The organism is Paenibacillus sp. FJAT-27812, from assembly GCF_001273905.1.
Lineage (GTDB): Bacteria > Bacillota > Bacilli > Paenibacillales > Paenibacillaceae > Pristimantibacillus.
Window position 1 is genome coordinate 717,938 of sequence record NZ_LIGH01000001.1, and the last position, 20,362, is coordinate 738,299.

20 protein-coding genes are annotated in these 20,362 nt (G+C 47.6%); 5 read left to right on the plus strand and 15 right to left on the minus strand.

The window, feature by feature from the left end; genetic code table 11:
- Nucleotides 1-3: 3 nt before the first annotated feature.
- The 8 genes from ADU23_RS03105 to coxB all read right to left on the minus strand — a co-directional run bounded on the left by ADU23_RS03105 (nucleotide 4) and on the right by coxB (nucleotide 6,710).
- Nucleotides 4-390 (minus strand): GntR family transcriptional regulator, encoded by a 387-nt coding sequence (locus ADU23_RS03105; protein ID WP_053372407.1) that lies wholly within the window; start codon nucleotides 388-390, stop codon nucleotides 4-6.
- Between the two features lie 29 nt (nucleotides 391-419).
- Nucleotides 420-1,145: a hypothetical protein gene (locus tag ADU23_RS03110; RefSeq protein ID WP_053372408.1), complete on the minus strand. Its 726-nt coding sequence runs from the start codon at nucleotides 1,143-1,145 to the stop codon at nucleotides 420-422.
- Nucleotides 1,146-1,314: 169 nt separating this feature from the next.
- Nucleotides 1,315-1,761 (minus strand): DUF420 domain-containing protein, encoded by a 447-nt coding sequence (locus ADU23_RS03115; RefSeq protein WP_442950643.1) that lies wholly within the window; start codon nucleotides 1,759-1,761, stop codon nucleotides 1,315-1,317.
- A 53-nt stretch (nucleotides 1,762-1,814) separates the two neighbouring features.
- The gene (gene ctaG, locus ADU23_RS03120; RefSeq protein WP_053372410.1) at nucleotides 1,815-2,711 is read right to left on the minus strand and encodes a cytochrome c oxidase assembly factor CtaG; all 897 of its coding nucleotides are present in this window, start codon (nucleotides 2,709-2,711) and stop codon (nucleotides 1,815-1,817) included.
- Between the two features lie 92 nt (nucleotides 2,712-2,803).
- Nucleotides 2,804-3,121 carry a cytochrome C oxidase subunit IV family protein gene (locus tag ADU23_RS03125; RefSeq protein ID WP_053372411.1) on the minus strand — a complete coding sequence of 106 codons (318 nt, stop codon included), beginning with the start codon at nucleotides 3,119-3,121 and terminating at the stop codon, nucleotides 2,804-2,806.
- A gap of 3 nt (nucleotides 3,122-3,124) precedes the next feature.
- Entirely contained in the window at nucleotides 3,125-3,742 is a 618-nt protein-coding gene (locus tag ADU23_RS03130; RefSeq protein WP_053372412.1) for a cytochrome c oxidase subunit 3, read from the minus strand.
- Nucleotides 3,739-5,586: a cytochrome c oxidase subunit I gene (gene ctaD / locus ADU23_RS03135; protein ID WP_053377439.1), complete on the minus strand. Its 1,848-nt coding sequence runs from the start codon at nucleotides 5,584-5,586 to the stop codon at nucleotides 3,739-3,741. The genes ADU23_RS03130 and ctaD overlap by 4 nt, the downstream gene beginning before the upstream one ends.
- Nucleotides 5,587-5,660: 74 nt before the next feature.
- A complete protein-coding gene (coxB, locus tag ADU23_RS03140; protein ID WP_053372413.1) occupies nucleotides 5,661-6,710 on the minus strand; it encodes a cytochrome c oxidase subunit II in 1,050 nt (349 codons plus the stop codon).
- Between the two features lie 368 nt (nucleotides 6,711-7,078).
- Here coxB and ADU23_RS03145 point away from each other — a divergent pair, with 368 nt between their 5' ends.
- The gene (locus ADU23_RS03145) at nucleotides 7,079-7,807 is read left to right on the plus strand and encodes a YhcN/YlaJ family sporulation lipoprotein (RefSeq protein WP_053372414.1); all 729 of its coding nucleotides are present in this window, start codon (nucleotides 7,079-7,081) and stop codon (nucleotides 7,805-7,807) included.
- Nucleotides 7,808-7,885: 78 nt separating this feature from the next.
- On the opposite strand, the gene ADU23_RS03150 is transcribed toward ADU23_RS03145, so the two are convergent.
- Nucleotides 7,886-8,860, minus strand: coding sequence for an aldo/keto reductase family protein (locus tag ADU23_RS03150; RefSeq protein WP_053372415.1), 975 nt, complete (start codon nucleotides 8,858-8,860; stop codon nucleotides 7,886-7,888).
- A gap of 156 nt (nucleotides 8,861-9,016) precedes the next feature.
- Here ADU23_RS03150 and ADU23_RS03155 point away from each other — a divergent pair, with 156 nt between their 5' ends.
- Entirely contained in the window at nucleotides 9,017-9,349 is a 333-nt protein-coding gene (locus tag ADU23_RS03155) for a winged helix-turn-helix transcriptional regulator (RefSeq protein ID WP_053372416.1), read from the plus strand.
- A gap of 9 nt (nucleotides 9,350-9,358) precedes the next feature.
- Here the strand turns inward: ADU23_RS03155 and ADU23_RS03160 are convergent, their stop codons facing one another.
- The 3 genes from ADU23_RS03160 to ADU23_RS03170 all read right to left on the minus strand — a co-directional run bounded on the left by ADU23_RS03160 (nucleotide 9,359) and on the right by ADU23_RS03170 (nucleotide 14,409).
- Nucleotides 9,359-10,225, minus strand: a complete 867-nt coding sequence (locus ADU23_RS03160; protein WP_053372417.1) for a DUF421 domain-containing protein — start codon at nucleotides 10,223-10,225, stop codon at nucleotides 9,359-9,361.
- A gap of 442 nt (nucleotides 10,226-10,667) precedes the next feature.
- Nucleotides 10,668-11,405 carry a GTP cyclohydrolase II gene (locus ADU23_RS03165; RefSeq protein WP_053372418.1) on the minus strand — a complete coding sequence of 246 codons (738 nt, stop codon included), beginning with the start codon at nucleotides 11,403-11,405 and terminating at the stop codon, nucleotides 10,668-10,670.
- Between the two features lie 112 nt (nucleotides 11,406-11,517).
- Nucleotides 11,518-14,409 carry a family 78 glycoside hydrolase catalytic domain gene (locus tag ADU23_RS03170; RefSeq protein WP_053372419.1) on the minus strand — a complete coding sequence of 964 codons (2,892 nt, stop codon included), beginning with the start codon at nucleotides 14,407-14,409 and terminating at the stop codon, nucleotides 11,518-11,520.
- Nucleotides 14,410-14,580: 171 nt separating this feature from the next.
- On the opposite strand from ADU23_RS03170, the gene ADU23_RS03175 reads away from it, so the two are divergent.
- Nucleotides 14,581-15,474, plus strand: a complete 894-nt coding sequence (locus ADU23_RS03175; RefSeq protein ID WP_053372420.1) for an AraC family transcriptional regulator — start codon at nucleotides 14,581-14,583, stop codon at nucleotides 15,472-15,474.
- A 2-nt stretch (nucleotides 15,475-15,476) separates the two neighbouring features.
- Here the strand turns inward: ADU23_RS03175 and ADU23_RS03180 are convergent, their stop codons facing one another.
- Nucleotides 15,477-16,229 carry an SDR family NAD(P)-dependent oxidoreductase gene (locus tag ADU23_RS03180; protein ID WP_053372421.1) on the minus strand — a complete coding sequence of 251 codons (753 nt, stop codon included), beginning with the start codon at nucleotides 16,227-16,229 and terminating at the stop codon, nucleotides 15,477-15,479.
- Nucleotides 16,230-16,658: 429 nt separating this feature from the next.
- On the opposite strand from ADU23_RS03180, the gene ADU23_RS03185 reads away from it, so the two are divergent.
- Entirely contained in the window at nucleotides 16,659-17,987 is a 1,329-nt protein-coding gene (locus tag ADU23_RS03185; RefSeq protein ID WP_053377440.1) for an FAD-dependent oxidoreductase, read from the plus strand.
- Nucleotides 17,988-18,091: 104 nt separating this feature from the next.
- Here ADU23_RS03185 and ADU23_RS03190 read toward each other — a convergent pair whose 3' ends face one another.
- The gene (locus ADU23_RS03190) at nucleotides 18,092-19,060 is read right to left on the minus strand and encodes a glycoside hydrolase family 43 protein (protein ID WP_053372422.1); all 969 of its coding nucleotides are present in this window, start codon (nucleotides 19,058-19,060) and stop codon (nucleotides 18,092-18,094) included.
- 209 nt (nucleotides 19,061-19,269) lie between these two features.
- On the opposite strand from ADU23_RS03190, the gene ADU23_RS03195 reads away from it, so the two are divergent.
- Nucleotides 19,270-20,184 carry an ArsR/SmtB family transcription factor gene (locus tag ADU23_RS03195; RefSeq protein WP_053372423.1) on the plus strand — a complete coding sequence of 305 codons (915 nt, stop codon included), beginning with the start codon at nucleotides 19,270-19,272 and terminating at the stop codon, nucleotides 20,182-20,184.
- A 59-nt stretch (nucleotides 20,185-20,243) separates the two neighbouring features.
- Here ADU23_RS03195 and ADU23_RS34170 read toward each other — a convergent pair.
- The coding region (locus ADU23_RS34170) for an IS3 family transposase (RefSeq protein WP_157266079.1) at nucleotides 20,244-20,362 on the minus strand (119 nt) is incomplete at its 5' end.

A 20,362-nucleotide genomic window follows, 5' to 3' on the forward strand; every position in this document is an offset into this window, starting at 1 on the left:
CCTTTACTCAAAATGTTTATTCATCGCTTCTTTAAACATCGTCTCCAGCTCTTCCTCCGTACATTGAACCCGCTTGCCGGCGACTACCGCCAGCTCCAGCGCCTCGATGACTGCAGCAAGCCGGTGCCGATCACGTTCCTGCTCTCCGACCTGCGCGACATAAGTTCCGGTGCCTTGCCGCGTTCGCAGCAAGCCTTCTGCTTCCAGATCGTTATATACCCGCTTTACGGTGATAACGCTGCATTTCACCGTCTGTGCCAGCTCGCGGATCGAAGGGAGCAATGTTCCCTCCGCCAGCTGACCGCTTACAATCAATGCACGCAGCTGTACTTCAATTTGATGATAGAGCGGCTCTGCGCTTTGCTCGTTTATTTGTATGGGCAGCCGCATGACCTTCACCTTCTTCCATTCTCTAATGACTATGCGCTATAGCTGCGTTTTTCCAGTCGATTTTCGATTCGATTCACGCCTATAAGGATTGCTATGACACTTACGGCGATTGACGCTATTGCGATCCACCAGTGCCCATCATCGATAGCCTGCAGTGATGCGGAAACGATATTGCCAACTTTAAAGTAAGTTAAACCAATTGTAATTGCGAGAAATACAAAAATATAAATCAGGTTAAACAGAAAGTACATTTTGCCGGAATGACCGACTTCCCAGTAGACGTAAGCAACCGCCATCGATAAGGAATAACCAAACCAGAAGATAGCATACAGTACAAAGTGCAAGACAGGTATTTCTGCTCCCATGTTTCGTAGGATAAGGAATTGCAGCATGAAAAAGATTAGCTCCGTTATAACCAACACGATCATTAGATGCATAATGCGTCCGAGCGCTATTTGTTTGGAGGAGATAGGCAGCGTTCTCCAATATGCCATTTTTTTCGTATAGGAATTATCCTTCCAATAACGCATCATCGTTTGATTAAGTACAAACCCCATGCAAGGAAGTAACGTTAAATAAATAAAATCCATTGCCCAATATAACATGGTATCTCGCTGTCCGCTTGCGACATCATTTAACAATGGAACCGTGAACAACAATAAATAGCCGACAAACAATAATGTGAAAAGACTTTTCCAACCATCCTTAGTCAGCTCATGCTTTGTTAAATACCAAGCGCCCTTCCATAAACCCACAGCACTCGCTCCCCTCGATCGATCAGTCATTATACTGTATATATCTTTATACACAGTATATTCACTGTATACACCATTGTCAACCCTTACCAATAAAATAAAAAAAGCCCTGCTTCCGAAAGAGTTCTCTCTCTCGAATGCAAGGCTTCCGCATAAATGGTTACACGTATTACCACCCGAAAATCGCATCAATTACAGGTTTTGTATGCCCGCCCGGATACATCAAGTAAAGCAAGACGTATACCGTTGTACCTGTAATGGCGGTCACGAACCAAATGAGCGAAGTAACCTTTCCCCACTTACGATGCTTAGCGAATTTCTTCTTATAGCCGAGCGTAAGCGTCGTAATGCCAAATACGGCAGCAACTGTCGCAAGAACGATATGGAATAATAAAAATACGAGATAATAGGGCTTTAAGCCATCCGGACCGCCCCATGAGGTGTTCCCTACAAAAATCGTTCGCGACATGTATACGATAAAAAAGATTGTCGCAGCTACCGCAGCATAGAACATCACCTTCTGATGTTCCTCCAGCCTGCGCTTGATAGCCAGCCTCCACCCTACGGCTACCAGTACTGCACTTAGCACGATGAAGAAGGTGCTTATTGTCGGCATAATATTATTAATGTTCAACTCTACCCCACCTATTGTTCTTATAATGAATGTTGCTATGCCGTACCGGTATTCGTATTTGGCAAATCATCTTCCGTATGCTCGCGTTTGAACCACTGCCTGAAAATATACGCCAAAATAATGCCGTACATAATCTCCTGCACGAATTTCATCACGATTCCGCCAAGCTGCTGATCTTCAACGACATCCATTATATTAAAAAACTGCGGGCCGCTGAAGCTCTCTAGCAATCGACTTGGATCACCAGAAACACAATATCCCATCGCAGTTACCCATACGTTAGGATCGCTGTAGATCGCATACATAGACGTTTTCGCAAAAATAATTAAGGCACACGCCGGCGTGAGCAGCATCCCGTTTGCAAATACATAAGCCATTCTCTTCAAATCGGTTAGTCTTGCCCACTCCGGAACAGGGACGGCAATTTGCCACCACATCATAAATGAAGTTACAAGCAATACTAAATAATAAAGACGATGCACAGCAAAGTGCGTCATCACATAGTCATGGACGATTGGAATATGGTATACCGAAAATAATACATTAAACAGCACGAGACAAATGACCGGGTGCATCATAAAGCTGAACTTTTTCCAAAAAGGAACCGAGAACATCTTTTTCCATAAGAAGCTTGGCACGCCAAGCAAAACGAGCGGCGGTACAATCAAATAAGATACAGACATATTGATCATATGAAATGTAAACATAAGGTGGCCTAATAGATTAAAAGGCCCACCGTGCACCAAATAAAACATAACGGCAGCGGAGACGAACATTACCTTTTGCAGCCTAGTTGCAGCCGGTGCTTGCGGGGCATTCTTTTCACGCCATGGACCGATTAGGTAGAAATATAGAATGACAATAGCCGCCATTCCGAACAGAAACATGGGGGTCCACAATTCCTCGAAGCGGAAATACTGTAAGCCAAGCATCGTGGAAGCTCCTTTCAATAACGCTAACCTATTTTTACAAAAGAGGAGGGACCCAAGCCTCGGGACCCTCCTCTCCTCCAATCAATCGGCGATTACCACCAAGCCCAGTACTCGGCCATGATGACACAAGTGAATACGATGAATACGCCAGTCAAAATGCCGATAATGGCGAATGTATGACCGCGGTCTTTCATATGCATCCAGAATGCCATTTGAACGAATACTTGCAAAACGGCTAATCCGACTAAAATAATGTAAATGAAATCTTTGTTGATCTCTCCGCTGATTACAGTCGCAAATGCGATGAACGTAAGCAGGATGGAGAAAATAAAGGCGATGATATGCTTCTTCGGTCCTTCGACCTTATGACGCTTGGGGCTTTCCTCTGTGGCAGTGTGATTGCTGGCCATGGATTAAACCACCTTTCCCATCAAGTAAACGACGGTGAAAATGAATACCCATACAACGTCGATAAAGTGCCAGTACATACCGGCTACATATACCTTTGGTGCGGTAACGACAGTCAAGCCTTTTCTTGCGAGCTGAATGATGATCAATGTGATCCACGTAATACCGAAAGCAACGTGCGCTCCGTGGAAACCAACGAGCGTGTAGAACGAGGAGCTGAATGCGCTCGTCGTAAAGCCGTGGCCTTCATGTACATAGTGGTAGAACTCATAAATCTCTAGTCCAAGGAATGCTGCGCCTAGAACAACGGTAATGATAAGCCAATTAATAAGCGCCTTTACCCTATTCGTATGCAGCGCGTGAACAGCGAATACGCTGGTCAAGCTTGATGTAAGCAATAGTGCAGTCGCAAGCGCGACAAGCGGAAGCTGAAACAGCTCATCTGCAGTTGGACCGTCAAGCACTTGGTTGCGTAGAGCTAGGAACGCTGAGAACAAAGTTCCGAACAATACCGTCTCGCCGCCAAGGAAAAGCCAGAAGCCTAATACTTTATTGCGTCCCTCGAGGGTCGCCTTTTCGGGCTCATGAGGCAATTGCCCCTCTACATGCGAATGCGCACTCATGCTTTCCCCCCCAAATCTCTAAGGATTTCTTCTTCTTCAATGTGGAAGCCATGATCATCGATTGTAGAACGCAGGAACATGCATCCGAACAAGATCAGTAGGCCAAAAATACCAACAGCATAACCTGTTTTGAATGAACCGAACAAGTTGCCCCAATCATGAGCGTACATGAAACCTAAACCTGCGATAAACAATCCAAGTCCCATAAAGAACGGCAAGATTGAAGGAGATGGCATATGAATCGGACCAATTGGCTCCGCAGGCGTCATGCCTTTGTGGCCATCCGATTTTTCTTTCCAGTAAGCATCATAACCGCGCACAAGCGGCGTTTGAGCGAAGTTGTACTCTGGCGGCGGAGATGGAATCGTCCACTCCAGCGTACGACCGTCTTCCCAAGGATCTGCCGGCGCATTTTGCGGTTTGAATGCCGTAATCACTACATTCAGCAAGAAGAAGATTGTACCGAAGCCCATCAAGAATGCGCCAACCGTACTAATCATGTTCATTTCATTAAAACCTAGACCGTCAAGATATGTCCAGATACGACGCGGCATACCGAGCAAGCCAAGGAAATGCTGAATGAAGAACGTTAAGTGGAAGCCGATAAAGAATGTCCAGAAAGTCAGTTTACCAAGCGTTTCGTTTAGTACACGTCCGAACATTTTCGGCCACCAGTAGTGAAGGCCCGAGAAAATACCAAGAATCAATCCGCCTACGATAACGTAGTGGAAATGCGCTACGACAAAGTAAGAATCGTGATACTGGAAGTCGGCTGGCGCTGCTGCCAGCATGACGCCGGTAACGCCGCCCATTACGAAGGTTGGGATAAATCCTACAGCAAACAAATTCGCTGTAGTGAATTTAATGGAGCCGCCCCACATCGTAAACAGCCAGTTAAAGATTTTGATACCTGTCGGTACTGCGATAAGCATCGTCGCAATCGAGAACAGCGCATTCGCAACCGGTCCTAAACCAACTGTGAACATGTGATGCGCCCAAACCATGAAGCCCAAAAAGCCGATCAGGATTGTAGCGAATACCATTGAGCTGTAACCGAACAAACGTTTACGCGAGAATGTGCTTATTACCTCGGAAATAACGCCGAAGGCCGGCAGGATGAGGATATAAACCTCAGGATGCCCGAATATCCAGAAAATATGCTCCCATAGTACAGCGTTACCGCCGCCTGAAGGATCAAAGAAATTTGCGTCAAACAATCTGTCGAACATAAGTGCCGCAAGACCAACTGCCAAAGCAGGGAATGCGAACAAGATTAGCGCTGAAGTAATGAACGCTGTCCATGTGAACATCGGCATACGCATGAACGTCATGCCTGGCGCACGCATGTTGATAATCGTGACGAGGAAGTTAATCCCCCCGATTAGTGTACCGATACCGGCTATTTGCAAGCCGAGAACGTAATAATCTACGCCATGATCACCGCTATAGGTCGTGCCTGCGAGCGGTGCGTAAGATGTCCAGCCAGCATCCGGTGCTCCACCAGTAAACCAGCTGACGTTAAGCAGCACGCCGCCGAACAGGAATGTCCAGAAGCCAAGTGAGTTAACGAAAGGGAAGGCTACGTCGCGCGCGCCGATTTGTAGCGGAACGACCGCATTCATTAGCGCGAACAACAGCGGCATGGCCGCTAGGAAGATCATCGTCGTACCGTGCATCGTAAGTAGCTCGTTGTATGTATCCGCGCTAACAAAGTCATTAAGCGGCTTCCATAATTGAACCCGAATCAAAATCGCTTCCAAACCGCCGACAAGGAAGAAAAATCCTCCAGCGATCATATACAGTATTCCAATTTTTTTATGGTCAACCGTTGTGAGCCAGTCCATCAGACCGCTGTAACGTTTGACCTGATGCGAATGCGCATGAGCCAAAGTAGGTACCTCCTTCAATCACCGATAAATTATTGTTGGTAGTTAAGCTTCAGTTCAGATAAATATTTAGCAATACCTTCAAGTTCTTGATCAGTCAAATCGATTTTGCCCATTTGGTTGCCGGGTTTAACTTCATCCGGGTTTTTAATCCATTTGTGTAAGTTATCGTAGACTGAACCTTCATTGGAATATTGCGGATCATCGGTGTTAACGAGTATACCTCCGACAGTCTCACGGCTTCCGATACCTGTCAAGTTAGGATAAGCCGGTCCGCCAAGGTCGCCCACAGCGTGGCAAGATAGACATTTGCTTTCGAATGCTTTCGCAATCGCAGGATCGCTTGGCAATGCTACAGGCTCTTGGAGCGCTGCTACCCAACGATCAAATGAAGACTCGTCCACTGATTTGACTTTAAAGTCCATCAAACCGTGCGAAGGTCCGCAAAGCTCGGCACATTTACCTAGGTAAACGCCTTCTTTTGGAGCCGAGAAGTACATCGCATTTACGTTTGCGCCAGGGTTTGTATCGATTTTACCTGCTAGCGATGGAATCCAGAACGAGTGAAGCACGTCTGCGGATTTCGCTTTTACGGAAATCGTTTTGCCTTTTGGAATGATAAGTTCCTGCGCTGTTTTTACTCCGTAATCCGGATATTCAAACTCCCACCAGTATTGGTGTGAAGTAACGATTACTTGAATCGCTTCCGGATCTTTGCTGTAGTCTTTAGCTAAGTTAAATACGGATTGTACGGTCGGAACACCCAAAATGATAAGCATGATGATCGGAATAACTGTCCAAATGATCTCCAGCTTATGGTTACCTTCCACTTGCTTAGGAATCGTATTGTCACCTTTGCGTCTGCGAAAACGAATAATTACATACAAAGAAATCGCAAAGACGGCAACAATCACGATTAACATGATTCCGATTGCCAGCTTCATCAGCCCGAATTGCTCTTCCGCTACAGGTCCCTGAGGATTCAGCGTCGACAAATCGCTCCGCCCGCAAGCCGCTAGCACCAGTACCATCATGGCCATAAGCGGCGCAAGCCGTTTTACAAATCGCCACCGTTTCATCATTAATCAACCCCACTTTTGACGTTTTCGCAGCTGCCTGATTTTCACGTGGCATACGGCTGGCTGCGTGTTTCACAGATGTTATTACAACTCCTGCAACTTAAATCACTTTATTAAATATAAAGTTGAAGCCCCTATTTGTCAATGTTCCACAGAGAGTTCACAAATTGTTCTCAAAGCTGTCAAAAACGCATTATTGCAACGTTTTTCAAGCCTCTCGGACACATAGTTCGACCTGTCAGCATGAAGGACTCTCTACCCTACATTGTGCACCAAACCCATGGTCAATTATGTATGCTGTCTGAAACGTATATTTACGCTGGCAAGGCAAAAACTAAAGCCATTATCGTATGAATGGGGGTCCGTTCTTTATGTTAAAACGAATGGCCGCACTGATGCTTTCCGCAATCGTCTTATCAACTGCCGCCGGTTGCAATTACAAAGAGTTTGCCCAGAATAGCGACACCGATTACGGCAGCCGTCAAGTAAACGATCCGAAAATGCTTGGCGGCAAGTCGTATGGTCCAACGTCAAATAATCCGCATCAGCATGACAACGCCTTTTTCGAATACAGCTCCGTTATTTCAAGAAAAGTGTCTGATCTTAATGGCGTTGCCTCTGCTATCGTCATGCTGACGGACAAAAATGCTTACGTAGCATTGATGCTGGATTGGACAGCGGTTGGCACCCGCAATCACGGCGGCAAAACGGAACAAGACAATACCGGAACGAATGAAGGAGTCTATAATCATGATACCGGTAGTCCTTACGGCAACAGCCGCGTGCTCGTCTCGCCCTACAATTCCTACTTTTCCGTCAACGATATTAATGATTTGTCAGATGAGCTTAAGCAAACCGTCGCGCTAAGAGTTCGTGAACTCGCCCCAACGGTGCAAGAGGTTCACATTTCAGCTAACATGGAGTTCGTCAATTACTTCAATGAATTTGCCAAGGAGGCTTGGGGCGGACGGTCGCTTATGCCTTGGGTTGATTCCTTTAATAAGATCGTTAAGTATCACTTTGCCGGCGGCAAGGAGATGCCTGCTCCTATCACACAGCCAGGAACTTACAGCCCTTCCGAGGCCCAAATGGATCAATAAAAAAATCGCTTCTATTATATATAGCAAAAAAAAGGCTCTTCGACCGAAGAGCCTTTTTTTTGCGTTGCTTCTATTATATTAGCGCATCGGCGAGAACGTACTAACCTCTGCTAAGATCGCATCTGTCTGAGCGAGCAGCTCATCCGGCAATGCGATATCGATGGCCTTCACGTTCTCTTCGATTTGTGCCGGACGGCTAGAGCCGATAATGGCTGAGCTTACATTTGGCTGGCGCAGCACCCAAGCAAGCGCGAATTGTGACAAGGTCGCGCCAATGGTTGCAGCAAGCGTTTCAAGCTTCCCGGCAACCTGCAGCACATCCTCGCGCAGATAGCTGTTAAGAATGCCGTTTGTCTTATCGTTTGCTGCACGGCTGTCAGACGGAACGGCTTGACCCGGCTTGTACTTACCAGTTAGAACGCCTTGAGCCAGCGGGGAAAATACAACCTGACCCATTCCTTCCTGCTCGCTTGTACGGATGACGTCTTGCTCAATATATCGCTCGAACATATTATAAATCGGTTGGTTCGATATGAGCGGGCGCAGTCCAAGTCGCTTGCTCGTTGCAGCAGCATCCGTAATTTGTGCAGCCGTCCATTCGCTGATCCCGGTATAGAGCACTTTACCTTGAGCGGTCAAATCATCAAGCGCACGAAGCGTTTCTTCAACCGGCGTATCGGAATCAAAGCGATGGCATTGATACAGATCAATGTAATCGGTGCCGAGCCGCTTCAGGCTCGCCTCGCATTGCTCGACAATATGTTTTCTGGATAATCCCCGGTCATTGGGACCTGAGCCCATTGGGAAAAATACTTTAGTTGCAAGCACATAGCTGCTGCGGTTATATTCTTTTAAGGCATGTCCCATTACCTTCTCTGCTTCACCATTATTGTAAGCGTTAGCAGTATCAAAGAAATTAATGCCGTTATCATATGCTTTATGAATGCATGCCTGGGCTGTCTCGGCTTCCGTCGCCGTTCCGTACGTTAACCAGCTGCCAAGACCGATTTCACTAACTTTAAGACCGCTTTTGCCAAGTTTTCTATATTTCATTTGCCAACACTCCTCTTAGTCATTTCCCGCTGTACTCAAGTAGTAGTGTATAGCACTTCATTCTCTAATTAAAGTAGTGAATGTTTTTTCATTTTATTATCTCTAATATATATACTATACTTATTGTTAGTAGCATACGGAGAGGAGGTCCACCAATTGAGCGCACATAATTACATCCCTAAAGAGCCTGTGAACATCGAGTGCAATATCGAGAAGACGCTGGACGTTATCGGGGGTAAATGGGCTTTTCTAGTCATTCGAGAATTATTTTGCGGCACCAGAAGATTCGGAGAAATACAGCGTTTAATTCCTGCGGTAAGCCCTCGCGCGTTAACAAGCACGCTCCGTCATCTGGAAGAGAAGGGCGTGCTTGAACGCAAGGTATTTCCAACCGTACCGGTTACGGTCGAATATACGCTGACACCAAAGGGTGAAGATCTGCATCATATTTTAAAAGAAATGAAGCGTTGGGCTGCAATGTGGACTTAGCTTAATTCTTCACTTCAGCAAATGATCTGGCAGCGATTTTGTGCTGGCTTGAAAACGGTCGATAGCCGTTTGATAGACACGCCGATCACTTTCATTTTGGGACAACCGTTCAAGGCGGAGCAGCTCCGCCTCAAACTGCTCGATCAGCATCGAAACGCGCTCTTTCGGTTTGGATTGCGAATTTTTCGGCTGCTTGCTCTCCTCGCCTGTTTGAAGAAGCAGTTCACCGTTGCTGTCGATTTGCGCAAAAAACACTTCTTCTTCTTTCAGATTTCTTTTTGTCAGCTCATGCAGCAGCCATTGTCGATCAAGACCAAGCTGATCAAGCACTTCATCTTGAATATCCCCGTCCATCAGCACGGTCTGTGCTTCCCGCTCGATCGGCATTTTCCATCCAAGCACATCAGGCGTAATAGGCTGATATTCCTTCTTCAGCATTACATTGACTTCACCGCTCGATTCCATGACCGCAAACTCCACGTCCGCCACGCGGTACACGTCTTTTTTCCGCAATTGCTCTAGCATTTCATCCAAGGTCAATCGTTCTTTATGCAAATTCTTTTTGAGCAGCTGGCCGTCTTTAATAAGAACCGTCCCTTTTCCATCAATGAAATTTCGGGCTTTTTTGCTTTTCATCGTCAAAAATTCCATCGCGACAGAAACGCTTACCCACACCGCTAACGAAACCATTCCCAAAAACCATAAATTATCGAGATCAAGCGAGATATAGGCAGCAATGTTACCTATAGATATGCCTGTTATGTACTCGAATAGAGACAGCTGAGAAATTTGACGTTTGCCTAACACCTTCGTGAGCGCAAATAAAATAACGATTGCCGCTAACGTACGAAGGACAATTTCAATCCAACTTGGCATCTTGACTTCCCCCTTTCCATTTCTAGAGTATCCAGAAAGGTAAAAGTCATGCGTCTTTCAATAAGATGTTGCATTTCATTGCAAAGTATAGTATTATAAAAAGAACGTATTATATTTAACCCCAGCAAATCCCCAGTAAGATTCAACGTTTTCCTCGGATTTTGATTTCTTTGCTGTTAATTCTCAAACCTGTTACGTGATGTATTTCTGATTCACACTGGCGCGGTCTTCGGAGCCGCGAGGACGGAAGAGAGGTAGGGCTTTCGTTGTTTTAGAATGCGAGTTTAAGACAACTTGGTACACATGCTGTTTGCTGTTAACAAGGGGATTCCATACGGCCTTTCGCTCATGAAGAGGTCCGGTTAAATATAAGATACACAAGGGCTGTCCGGCTAGTTCATTAATGTGCTAGCAGGGCAGCCCTATCCAATTTCCAATACCTTTATTCGTTCGGACAAGCTGATGCTGCAAAATGGCCGGAACGATTTATTTTTGTATCCAAGTACCGTTCATTATACTCCGAGCGGTCTCCCCAAAGCGGAATACGGTTCGCTACGTCAAGTCCAGCAGCCTTCAGCGCATCAAGCTTTTTCGGATTATTCGTAATCAAGGAGACAGGCTTTGACCTCAGCGCCTTTAATACACGGATCGCATCGCTATAGCTGCGGGCGTCGTCAACAAAACCGAGCTCCACATTAGCCTCTACCGTATCGTAGCCCTTCTCTTGCAGCAAATAAGCCATCGCTTTGCTGAACAGTCCAATGCCCCTGCCTTCATGATTCGCCAAATAAAATAAAGCGCCTGTTCCTTTCTCAACAATCATACGCATCGATTCATGCAGCTGATAGCCGCAATCGCACCGTTTGCTTCCGAAAATGTCGCCTGTGTGGCATATGCTGTGCATCCGTATCCAAGCTTCCTCCGCTTGCTCAAAGTCTCCATACACAAGCACGCTTGACTGCTGCATCTCCGCCAAATTAATGGCTGACAGCTTCTCGATAATTTGCTCTGCATCGTCCAGCTTTTCATCACATAGCAGCCAGCAATACCACTTAAAAATCGCTTCGCCTTCCTCCATCTTCACAGGAAGCTGGATCGGCCCAACCAAATATAAAATACCTTTGTCGCTTTCAATGACTCTGATTTTGTGATCAACGATGGAAACCGCTTCTGTATGCATAAAGGCATGCTCCTGACCTATTCATAATAGTCGCTTGAACTATTATGAGCCCGAAGCAATGGGGTTATGCCCACCCTAATTTCACGGATAGGCATCCACCCCTAGCTACCTTCTATCCAAGCTTCGTCTCATGAATCTCGGCCGTTACTCCTTCAGGCACTTTAATACTCACTTTCGCATGCGCTGGATAAGCAACCTCCAGCTTCATCGCCGAACCGCCCTGCTCCAAGCGCCAAGAAACATCGATTCTGCCTCCGCCTGGATGCGGGACGCTTCCTTTCGCCCAAGCAAGTCCGCATAGATTAGGCGCGATTTCCACCTCAGTCCATGCTGCAGTCAATGCTTTTACGCCTAACAGCTCGCGCCCTAGGAAATAGGCTGGTGCCGAGGACCAAGCGTGGCAGTGGCTGCGGGTTAGCATATCCTCATGCGCGCGATTTTCGGAGAAGTTTGGATACATCTCCCAGCAGGTCGTTGCCCCGTTGTCGATCATGACGCCATAATGATGACGGATGTCATCTATGATTTGCTGCGCGTTGCCTGACTTCGCAAGTGCTTCATAATAGAAGAAAGACATAAACGGACTGCCGATTTGCACAAAATGCGCTGGCGGCTGCTGCATATATTTCGATAGACGCTCATAACGCTCGCCGCTTGCCACCTCGGTCAAAGTCGCAACAACCTGCGTCTGCATGCTGAGCACCTCTGATCTGCGCCCATCCGCATGAATGCAGTCGATATACGCCTGATTCTGTTCATCCCATAAATGCTCGTTAATCGCGCTCGTCAGCTTCTTCGCTTCGTCCGCAAACCATGCAGCACCCGCAGCGTCGTCAACGATTGCCGCTAATTCAGCTGTCGCAAGCAGCGTTTTGACTAAAAACATATTTTGATGCGTCACGACTCCGTCATTAGGCTGATCGATCGGCGACCAATCGAGGAAATTCCAGCCCTGTATGTTAAAGAGGCCGTTTCCGTCGATTTTCTCCAAGTAGTGCTTCAGCGTAAACTGCATATGCGCGTACATTTCCTTCGCAAAATCACGGTCTCCCGTCTGCAAATAATACTCATGGCAAGCTAGCGCCCAGAAAAAAGTCCAGTTCGGAATGACGCTGTTCCAACCGCTTGGCACTTGATTGACAAGCAGCGGCGTCTGATCCTTGGAGCCCGGAACGAGCCGGAGACAACGTTTGACGATGTCGTTTACGCCGTACAAATAGTTGCTGATAAGCGCCTCGTTGCGGCTATCCCCCACCCAAAATACCTGCTCGTAAGCCGGGCAATCAACGAAGGTATCTTCCATGCAAAGCTTCGTCGTATGCTGGCTAATTTGCCAAATATCATTTAGCAGCGGATCCGAGCATTGGAATTTGCCGATTTCGGCAACCGGATAATTGCTCTGCAAGCAGGTCAGACCATAAAATTTAACAGGCTTCGTCGCCCCCCGCACGGTTACCATCTGATAACGGAAGCCGCGTCTTACCGAGGATACATATACTTGTCTACCTTGTCTGCATACGTACCGGATCGTATTATCTAGTCCGTATGTGTCTTGCCTGTAATGGCTGTTCATATATTCAAAGCCGTAAAAGTCAATAACCGTGCCCGCATCCGCATCTACCTCGAACGTCAAATAACCGGAATATTCTTTGCCAAAATCAATAATGAGCTCCGTATCCATCCCGTGGAAAATCGGAACCGTTCCTGCCTCCGCATTCGGAATGACCATTTGCTGCAGCGATGCCGGAATCGCAAGTGCCGTACTCTCCTTCTTATACACGCATAAGGCAAATACATCGGCCTCGCTGACGAATTTGTTCGGAATCGGCTTCACCCATTCGGCATATTTCGATAAGTCTCCCGCCGAGGCAACCGAGCCCGTGACCTCCAAATAAAGAGGATGCTTGCGATTAAACGGCTGCCTTCCTTGATGATCGATTTGAACGGCCGTATCGAATGGCCCAATCGAACAAAACACCGAATGCGCTTCACCAGCGTCTTCCCAAGGCGATCGGAAAACAAATGGCTTCTCACAATAAAGCCCCAGATGAATAATGCCGGGATGCGACTGGCCGGACACGTCGACAAGCAGCAGATGCTCACCGGCTTCAAGCTCCAGCTCCGCGTAGCGCTCAACGTCATTTCTGCCAAAGGCATCAATAACCTTTCCGTTTAGCGTAACTGCAACTATTCCTTCGCCAAATGCGGCACCAAGCACAACCGATGCAGGCTCTTCTAATACCAATAGCGTCGCCGCATAACCTATATATTCGAGATGATTCGAATGATTTTCACTGCCTGCTGCCAAATGATTGCGCACATCTATTGCAGCTGTCCAGTGGAAGGTTTTTATTTGGTTAAGCGCTTCTACGCGCTGCGGATAAACCTGCTCTTCCGTCAGAAGAGGAATATCGCGGGGAATTAATGTCGTCCATGGCCCTTCCCCTACTGCCGCTATGACGAGCGCCGAAGCCCAGCCTATATCGGAATAATCACGTTCCTTCCAGCTGTCATCCCACTCCGAGGCATCCACATATTCAGAGAAAGCGTGCTGGCAAGCCATACGTGTAGCTCTTGAATGCTGACCGAGATAACGGGACGTCCGCCATGACTGATCGCTGCTCACGGTCTCCAGCAGTCTGCCGTCCTCGCTCAGCAAATCCAGCTGTGCCAGCAAGCCGCCGCGACCGCGGATATAATAAAAGGTCGTTATGCCAAAATGCATGACCAGCACCGCAATCGTATTCTGCTTACCGCGCTCAAGCAAATGTCCAACCTCATACGTATCATAGGATTGCTCTGTCTGCCAAGAACGGACGGGGCCGCGCCCCAGCCTCTTTCCATTGATATACAATACATATCTTGAATCCGCCGTTATGCGGAGCGAGCTGTCGCTCCAGCCTTCCTGCGGTACCATAAAGGTTTTGCGGAAGCAGTGCCACTCATTGCGAGGGCTCTCCTCACCTTGTGTCCATATCCAATTTGCCTGCCATGCACGACTCATTTCAGCAACCACTCCTTCGCCATATTACCTCTGATTGTACAGCAGCGAAAGAACGGACTAATGGGTTGATTACGACAAATATATAGGTGTAAAATGACATAAGAGTGGTTTGTAAGCGTAGACGAGTCACAAATGTCGGTTCCTATTTTGATAGCATTGGAGCGCTTCCAGATGAAAAAAAATGTCATGCTCACCAAGGCCGAGCTTTATTTCAACGATGGGCTTTCGATATTCGTTAATCGGGTAAGTGAACGATTCGAGCTTCGCGAGCATGCGCATGAATTTGTGGAGATTTGTTACGTATGGGAAGGAAGCGGCTTTCATTATATTGGAGATAAGGCGCTGCGCGTAACGAAGGGGGATTTATTTTTGATTCCGATCGGCATCTCTCATGTGTTTAGGCCCTCCTCCTCTGCCGCGGATAGTCGTCTAATTGTCGGCAACTGCATCTTTGAGCAGTCGATCCTAGAGTCCCTTACAAGCACGATGCCAAATACGCTAAACTCGTACCGCTTTAAACATATTGGCGCTGATGCCATGACGAGCTGGATCTCATTTCGCGAGCAAGCGCATGAATTCGGAGCATTATTCGACCGGATGCTTCAGGAGTTTCAACAAGCCCGGTTGGGCTTTCATACGATGCTGCTCGCTATGCTGCTCGAGCTGCTTCTGCTGCTTGAGCGCCGTTTAGAGACTGGGAGGCATAACAGCCCATCGCATGTTATCGAGCCCGGCGATCGTGTGGACACGCTTATCCACTATATGCGATCACATCTGCATGAGCCGATTTCGCTGCGAGACATTTCAAAGCAAGTTCAGCTTGGCGAGCGCCAGGTACAGCGGCTTATCCTTGCCTCAACGGGTCTTACGTTTACGAGCCTGCTGCGCAAGGAGCGCATTGAGCGAAGCTGTATGCTGCTTGAACAAACAACAAAAACAGCGGCAGAAATCGCTCCGCTCGTCGGCTTGCACGACATGAAGCATTTCCACCGCTTGTTCAAGCAGCTTATCGGCATGACGCCTATTCAGTTTCGCCAAGCATCACATGCTGCTGTAAAACAATGAAGCTATTCCTCATAAATCATTTTTCTCGTCATGCCGCCGTCAATCGTTATATGGGTACCCGTTACAAAATCATTGTTAGGGTCGGTTAAGTAAAGGCACGCACGCGCGATATCCGCCGGCTTGCCAACGCGCTGTGACGGATGCTGCGCATGATCCTCCGGCCGCAGCTTATCGTAGTCGCCATTTTCGATCCAGCCCGGACAGATGGCGTTGACGGTTATGCGATCAGGACCGAGTGACACCGCCATCGCATGCGTGAGCGACAGAATACCGCCTTTCGAGGCGGCATAGGCTTCCGAATTCGGCTCCGACATCATCGCTCTCGTCGAGGAAATGTTCACGATAGCGCCTCCGCCGCTTGTCCGCATCAGCTTCGCCGCCTCACGCGAGCAGACGAAGGTGCCGCGCAGATTCGTGTCCACTACGCTGTCCCACTCGTCGATTGATAAATCATAGGGTGACTTCCATATGCCAAAGCCTGCATTATTAATGACGATGTCCAGTCTGCCCAGCATCGTCTCGATATCGCGGAGCAAACCTACTATTTGTTCCGGCTTGCTCATATCGATGACAAAGGATAAGGAATCATAGCCAGCCTCCTGCAGCAGGTCGCCGGTCTGCTCAAGCCCATCTTCATTTTTATCGACGAGCACGGGAAGCGCTCCTTGCTCGGCATAGGCGATCGCAAGCGCACGGCCGATTCCCGCTCCTGCACCCGTTATGAGTACTATTTTATCGTCATAGACTGATTCCATCCGAATTCCTCCTTAGCGATTGTTGCTGGTCTTTCAATAAAAGTGTAATCGAAAATCATCTAAAATGAAAACAGCTAAAAACATAGTGCGGCAACGTACATCACTTATGCCCATCTTGCCGATTGCTGCGTTCGGGCTAAGGCTCTCCGTTGTTAATGCTCGTTGCAGGGCTGATGCTTCAATTAAATTTGCCTGCCTCCAAAAGTTGTGGCTAAGTCGTGTCAAATTGTCTGATAATTTAATCATTGTTTTGAAAAAGGCTTCAAAAGCCCTTGTCAATTACTCCAAAAGCGCATATGATAAAAGCAAGAAAAGGTTGTGAATGTTTTCACATTGTATTATAGGTTGTGAAATAATTCACGTTGTAAGGTCGACAGCCGACGCGGCTCACGCCCTTTACACATACAATAGGAGGCGTTTTAGATGACGATGAACATTGCTGTTATTGGCTGCACACATGCAGGAACTGCTGCTATTACCCAAATGGCTAAGCTTTACCCGGAGGCCCGCATTACGGTCTATGAACGGAACGACAACATCTCGTTTTTATCGTGCGGCATTGCCCTTCACGTTGGCGGTGTAGTAAAGGATGCCGAGCAGCTATTTTACGCAACACCTGACCAGCTCGCTAAGCTAGGCGTTACGACGCATATGCGCCATGACGTGCTTGCAGTAGATACGGATGCCAAAACGATTCAAGTCCGCAACCTGCTAACCGGCGGCGAATTTACAGACACTTTCGATAAGCTCGTCGTAACGACTGGCTCGTGGCCGATTGTTCCTCAAATGGACGGCATTGATCTCGAAAATATCGTTCTTTGCAAAAACTATAACCATTCGAAAACGATCATTGAAAAAGCAAAAAATGCGAACCGCATCGCCGTCATCGGGGCCGGCTATATCGGCATTGAGCTTGTTGAAGCCTTTGAGCAGCTTGGCAAACAGGTTACTTTGATCGATAATATGGAGCGCATTTTATATAAATACTTGGACCAAGAGTTTACCGATCTAACTGAGCAAGCGTTGATTGATAAAGGGATTACAATCGCAACCGGCGAAACCGTCACTTCGTTCACGGGCGCCGAGGGCCGCGTAACAACGGTTAATACGACTGCTGGCCAATATGAAGCGGACCTCGTTGTGCTTTGCATCGGCTTCCGTCCTAATACTGAGCTGCTCAAGGGTCAAGTCGACATGCTGCCAAACGGTGCGATTATCGTCGACGATTATATGAGAACGAGCAAGCCTGATATTTTTGCCGCTGGCGACAGCTGTGCCGTCCACTATAATCCGACTGGTCAAAATGCCTATATCCCGCTTGCAACAAACGCCGTTCGCATGGGCACGCTGGTTGCCAAAAACCTTATGGAGCCAGTCGTCAGATATCTTGGGACGCAAGGCACATCGGGCATTAAGATTTACGACTACAACATCGCATCGACTGGTTTAACCGAAACAGCCGCAATTGCTGCGGGAATGAATGTGAAAAATGTCACAATCATCGACAATTACCGTCCCGAGTTTATGCCGACCTACGAGCAAGTAACGCTGAAGGTTGTTTACGAAGCAGACAGCGGCAGAATCGTTGGCGCTCAGGTGCTCTCGAAGGTCGATCTGACGCAATCGATAAATACGTTATCGGTTTGTATCCAAAACGGCATGACCATGGACGAATTAAGCTACGTCGATTTCTTCTTCCAGCCACACTACAACAAACCATGGAACCTGCTTAACCAAGCCGGGTTGCAGGCGGTATAACACAATCAAGGAGCAGCAATGAGGTTATTCCTCATCGCTGCTCCTTTGATTTCTTCATCCTATAGGAAAAAGACCTCGCACATGGTGCTCCTTTCTATCTAAATCTACACCGAATCCGCCGGCGGAGTACCAAAGTTTGGCGTGCCGTCGCTATTCCACGTAAACACTTTGGCGCGCGCATGGCGATTCGGATCAAACAATGGATCGCCTGCAATCTCCTTATAGCTGCGAGCGTGATAAACGAGAATGTCCTGCTCGCCATCCTCAGACACCGTAAAGCTGTTATGCCCCGGACCGTATTGGCTGTTCTCCTCGCTGCTCACAAACACCGGCTCCTGCGACTTCACCCAAGAGGCAGGATCAAGCAAGTCGCTCGTTTCCATAGCCGTCAGCATCCCCATCGCATAATTGTGATTCGTCGCGCTGCCGGAATACGTCAAATAGATCTTGCCGCCGCGTTTTAGCACGGCCGCGCCTTCATTCACCATGAAGCCAATGACTTCCCAATCAAGCTCAGGCCTCGTGATCAGCACCTGCTTGCTCGCAAGCGTCCATGGATTACCCATCAGCGCGATATACAAATTTGTATTGCCTTGAATGGCAGGATCTTGCTGCGCCCATACTAAATATTGCTCGCCGTTATGCTCGAAGCTAGTAGCATCAAGAGAGAAGGAATCCCAATCCGTGGCGATCTGTCCCTTCTCCGTCCAGCTGCCTTCAAGCGGATTAGCCGATTCATTTTCCAGCACATACATACGATGCCGAAACGGCGCGTCTTCCCTTGCAGCGGCGAAATAGATATACCATTTCCCACCGATCAGATGCAGCTCGGGCGCCCATATATGTTTGCTCATCGGCCCGGAATGGTGTTTTCTCCACACGACAACCTGCTCGGCATCGGTCAGTCCTTCAATTGTAGCCGCTCTGCGAAGCTCAATTCTATCGTACTCAGGCACGGAGCCTGTAAAATAATAAAAACCGTCCGAATGCTTCAAAACCCAAGGATCTGCCCGTTGCTCTACCAATGGATTTCGCAGCTGCTTGCGCGACTGCTCGGATGCTTGCATACTCATGATTCCTCTCAATCCTCCAGCTAAAAATTCTATGTACTTGGGACGGAAATATAATTTGTAAAGCCAACTATTAACATATAAAATAAACAAATAGTTCACTTTAGTTAAATGATCATACCCAATGAACGAACCAAACCTTACGACATATTATTTCGATTCATTTAATGCAAAGCGATTGCACGGTTAATAAAGTTGAGCGGAGTGAAGGCATGAAAATAGATATTTCAGATACGCATCTACCGATTTATGAAGCATTGGCGAGCGATGTAAGACTTCGAATCATTCAATTGCTTGCCCTGCAGGAAATGAACATTAAGGATCTCGCGCAAGCGCTCGAGCTGAGCAGTCCGATCATGACAATGCATGTCAAAAAGCTGGAGAAAGCCGGGCTCATTAGCTCCGAGATGGTTTCCAGCAGCGGCGGCACCAAAAAAATGTGCAAGCTCATTACCGACAGCATCGAAATCGATTTCCCGTCCAAAAGCCGTCCGGCGCTGCGCACCTATCACGAATCTATCGTTTCCGTCGGTCATTACACCGACTTCGAAGTAGAGCCGACCTGCGGCCTAGCTACTACCGTGAAGGTAATCGGCATGTTCGACGAGCCGCGTTTTTTCCTTGATGCGGAGCGCACCAATGCAAAAATATTATGGTTCAGCAGCGGCTTCATCGAATACAAAATTGCTAACTTCCTGTTGAAAAGCGAGAAGCCTACCGAGCTCGAAATTTCTTTCGAAATATCGTCCGAGGCTCCGTTTGCCAATGAGAATTGGCCGTCCGACATTTCCTTCTATATCAACGGCACCAAAATCGGCCTATGGACAAGCCCCGGCGATTTCGGCGGCAAACGCGGCAAGTACACGCCTGACTGGTGGTGGGACGAGATCAATCAATACGGCCTGCTGAAAGTATTAAAAATTACGCCAAACGGCACCTTTATTGACGGTCAGCAAATATCCGACGTTACCCTAGATGATGTCGATATTTTAAACAAGCAGTGGAAATTCCGCATAGCTGTTGAGGAAGACGCTGAGAATGTAGGCGGCGTTACGCTATTTGGCGCCGGGTTCGGGAACTATAATCAGGACATCGTCTTCAAGCTATATTATGAAAGAAACGAGTAGGAGCATGCGGCATCATGAACAGCACCCCGTCAAGTAGACAGTACAAATAATAAAAACAGTTAAGCGGCCTTACTCCTGAATTCCATAGGACTGAGGCCGTTTAATTTTGCTTGTAATCGTTCGTTATTGTAAAAATAGATGTAGGCTTCGATGTCTCTCTTAAGGTCCGCAAAGGTTT

Bases quoted from the DNA above. Each gene is read 5' to 3' on its own strand.
- ctaG (WP_053372410.1), bottom strand. From the start codon at position 2,711: ATGCTTGGCTTACAGTATTTCCGCTTCGAGGAATTGTGGACCCCCATG.
- ADU23_RS03190 (WP_053372422.1), bottom strand. From the start codon at position 19,060: ATGAGTATGCAAGCATCCGAGCAGTCGCGCAAGCAGCTGCGAAATCCA.
- ADU23_RS03175 (WP_053372420.1), top strand. From the start codon at position 14,581: ATGAAAAAAAATGTCATGCTCACCAAGGCCGAGCTTTATTTCAACGAT.
- ctaD (WP_053377439.1), bottom strand. From the start codon at position 5,586: ATGGACTGGCTCACAACGGTTGACCATAAAAAAATTGGAATACTGTAT.
- ADU23_RS03195 (WP_053372423.1), top strand. From the start codon at position 19,270: ATGAAAATAGATATTTCAGATACGCATCTACCGATTTATGAAGCATTG.
- ADU23_RS03105 (WP_053372407.1), bottom strand. From the start codon at position 390: ATGCGGCTGCCCATACAAATAAACGAGCAAAGCGCAGAGCCGCTCTAT.
- ADU23_RS03125 (WP_053372411.1), bottom strand. From the start codon at position 3,121: ATGGCCAGCAATCACACTGCCACAGAGGAAAGCCCCAAGCGTCATAAG.
- coxB (WP_053372413.1), bottom strand. From the start codon at position 6,710: ATGATGAAACGGTGGCGATTTGTAAAACGGCTTGCGCCGCTTATGGCC.
- ADU23_RS03115 (WP_442950643.1), bottom strand. From the start codon at position 1,761: ATGCCGACAATAAGCACCTTCTTCATCGTGCTAAGTGCAGTACTGGTA.
- ADU23_RS03145 (WP_053372414.1), top strand. From the start codon at position 7,079: ATGTTAAAACGAATGGCCGCACTGATGCTTTCCGCAATCGTCTTATCA.
- ADU23_RS03130 (WP_053372412.1), bottom strand. From the start codon at position 3,742: ATGAGTGCGCATTCGCATGTAGAGGGGCAATTGCCTCATGAGCCCGAA.
- ADU23_RS03160 (WP_053372417.1), bottom strand. From the start codon at position 10,225: ATGCCAAGTTGGATTGAAATTGTCCTTCGTACGTTAGCGGCAATCGTT.
- ADU23_RS03185 (WP_053377440.1), top strand. From the start codon at position 16,659: ATGAACATTGCTGTTATTGGCTGCACACATGCAGGAACTGCTGCTATT.
- ADU23_RS03170 (WP_053372419.1), bottom strand. From the start codon at position 14,409: ATGAGTCGTGCATGGCAGGCAAATTGGATATGGACACAAGGTGAGGAG.
- ADU23_RS03180 (WP_053372421.1), bottom strand. From the start codon at position 16,229: ATGGAATCAGTCTATGACGATAAAATAGTACTCATAACGGGTGCAGGA.
- ADU23_RS03150 (WP_053372415.1), bottom strand. From the start codon at position 8,860: ATGAAATATAGAAAACTTGGCAAAAGCGGTCTTAAAGTTAGTGAAATC.
- ADU23_RS03165 (WP_053372418.1), bottom strand. From the start codon at position 11,405: ATGCATACAGAAGCGGTTTCCATCGTTGATCACAAAATCAGAGTCATT.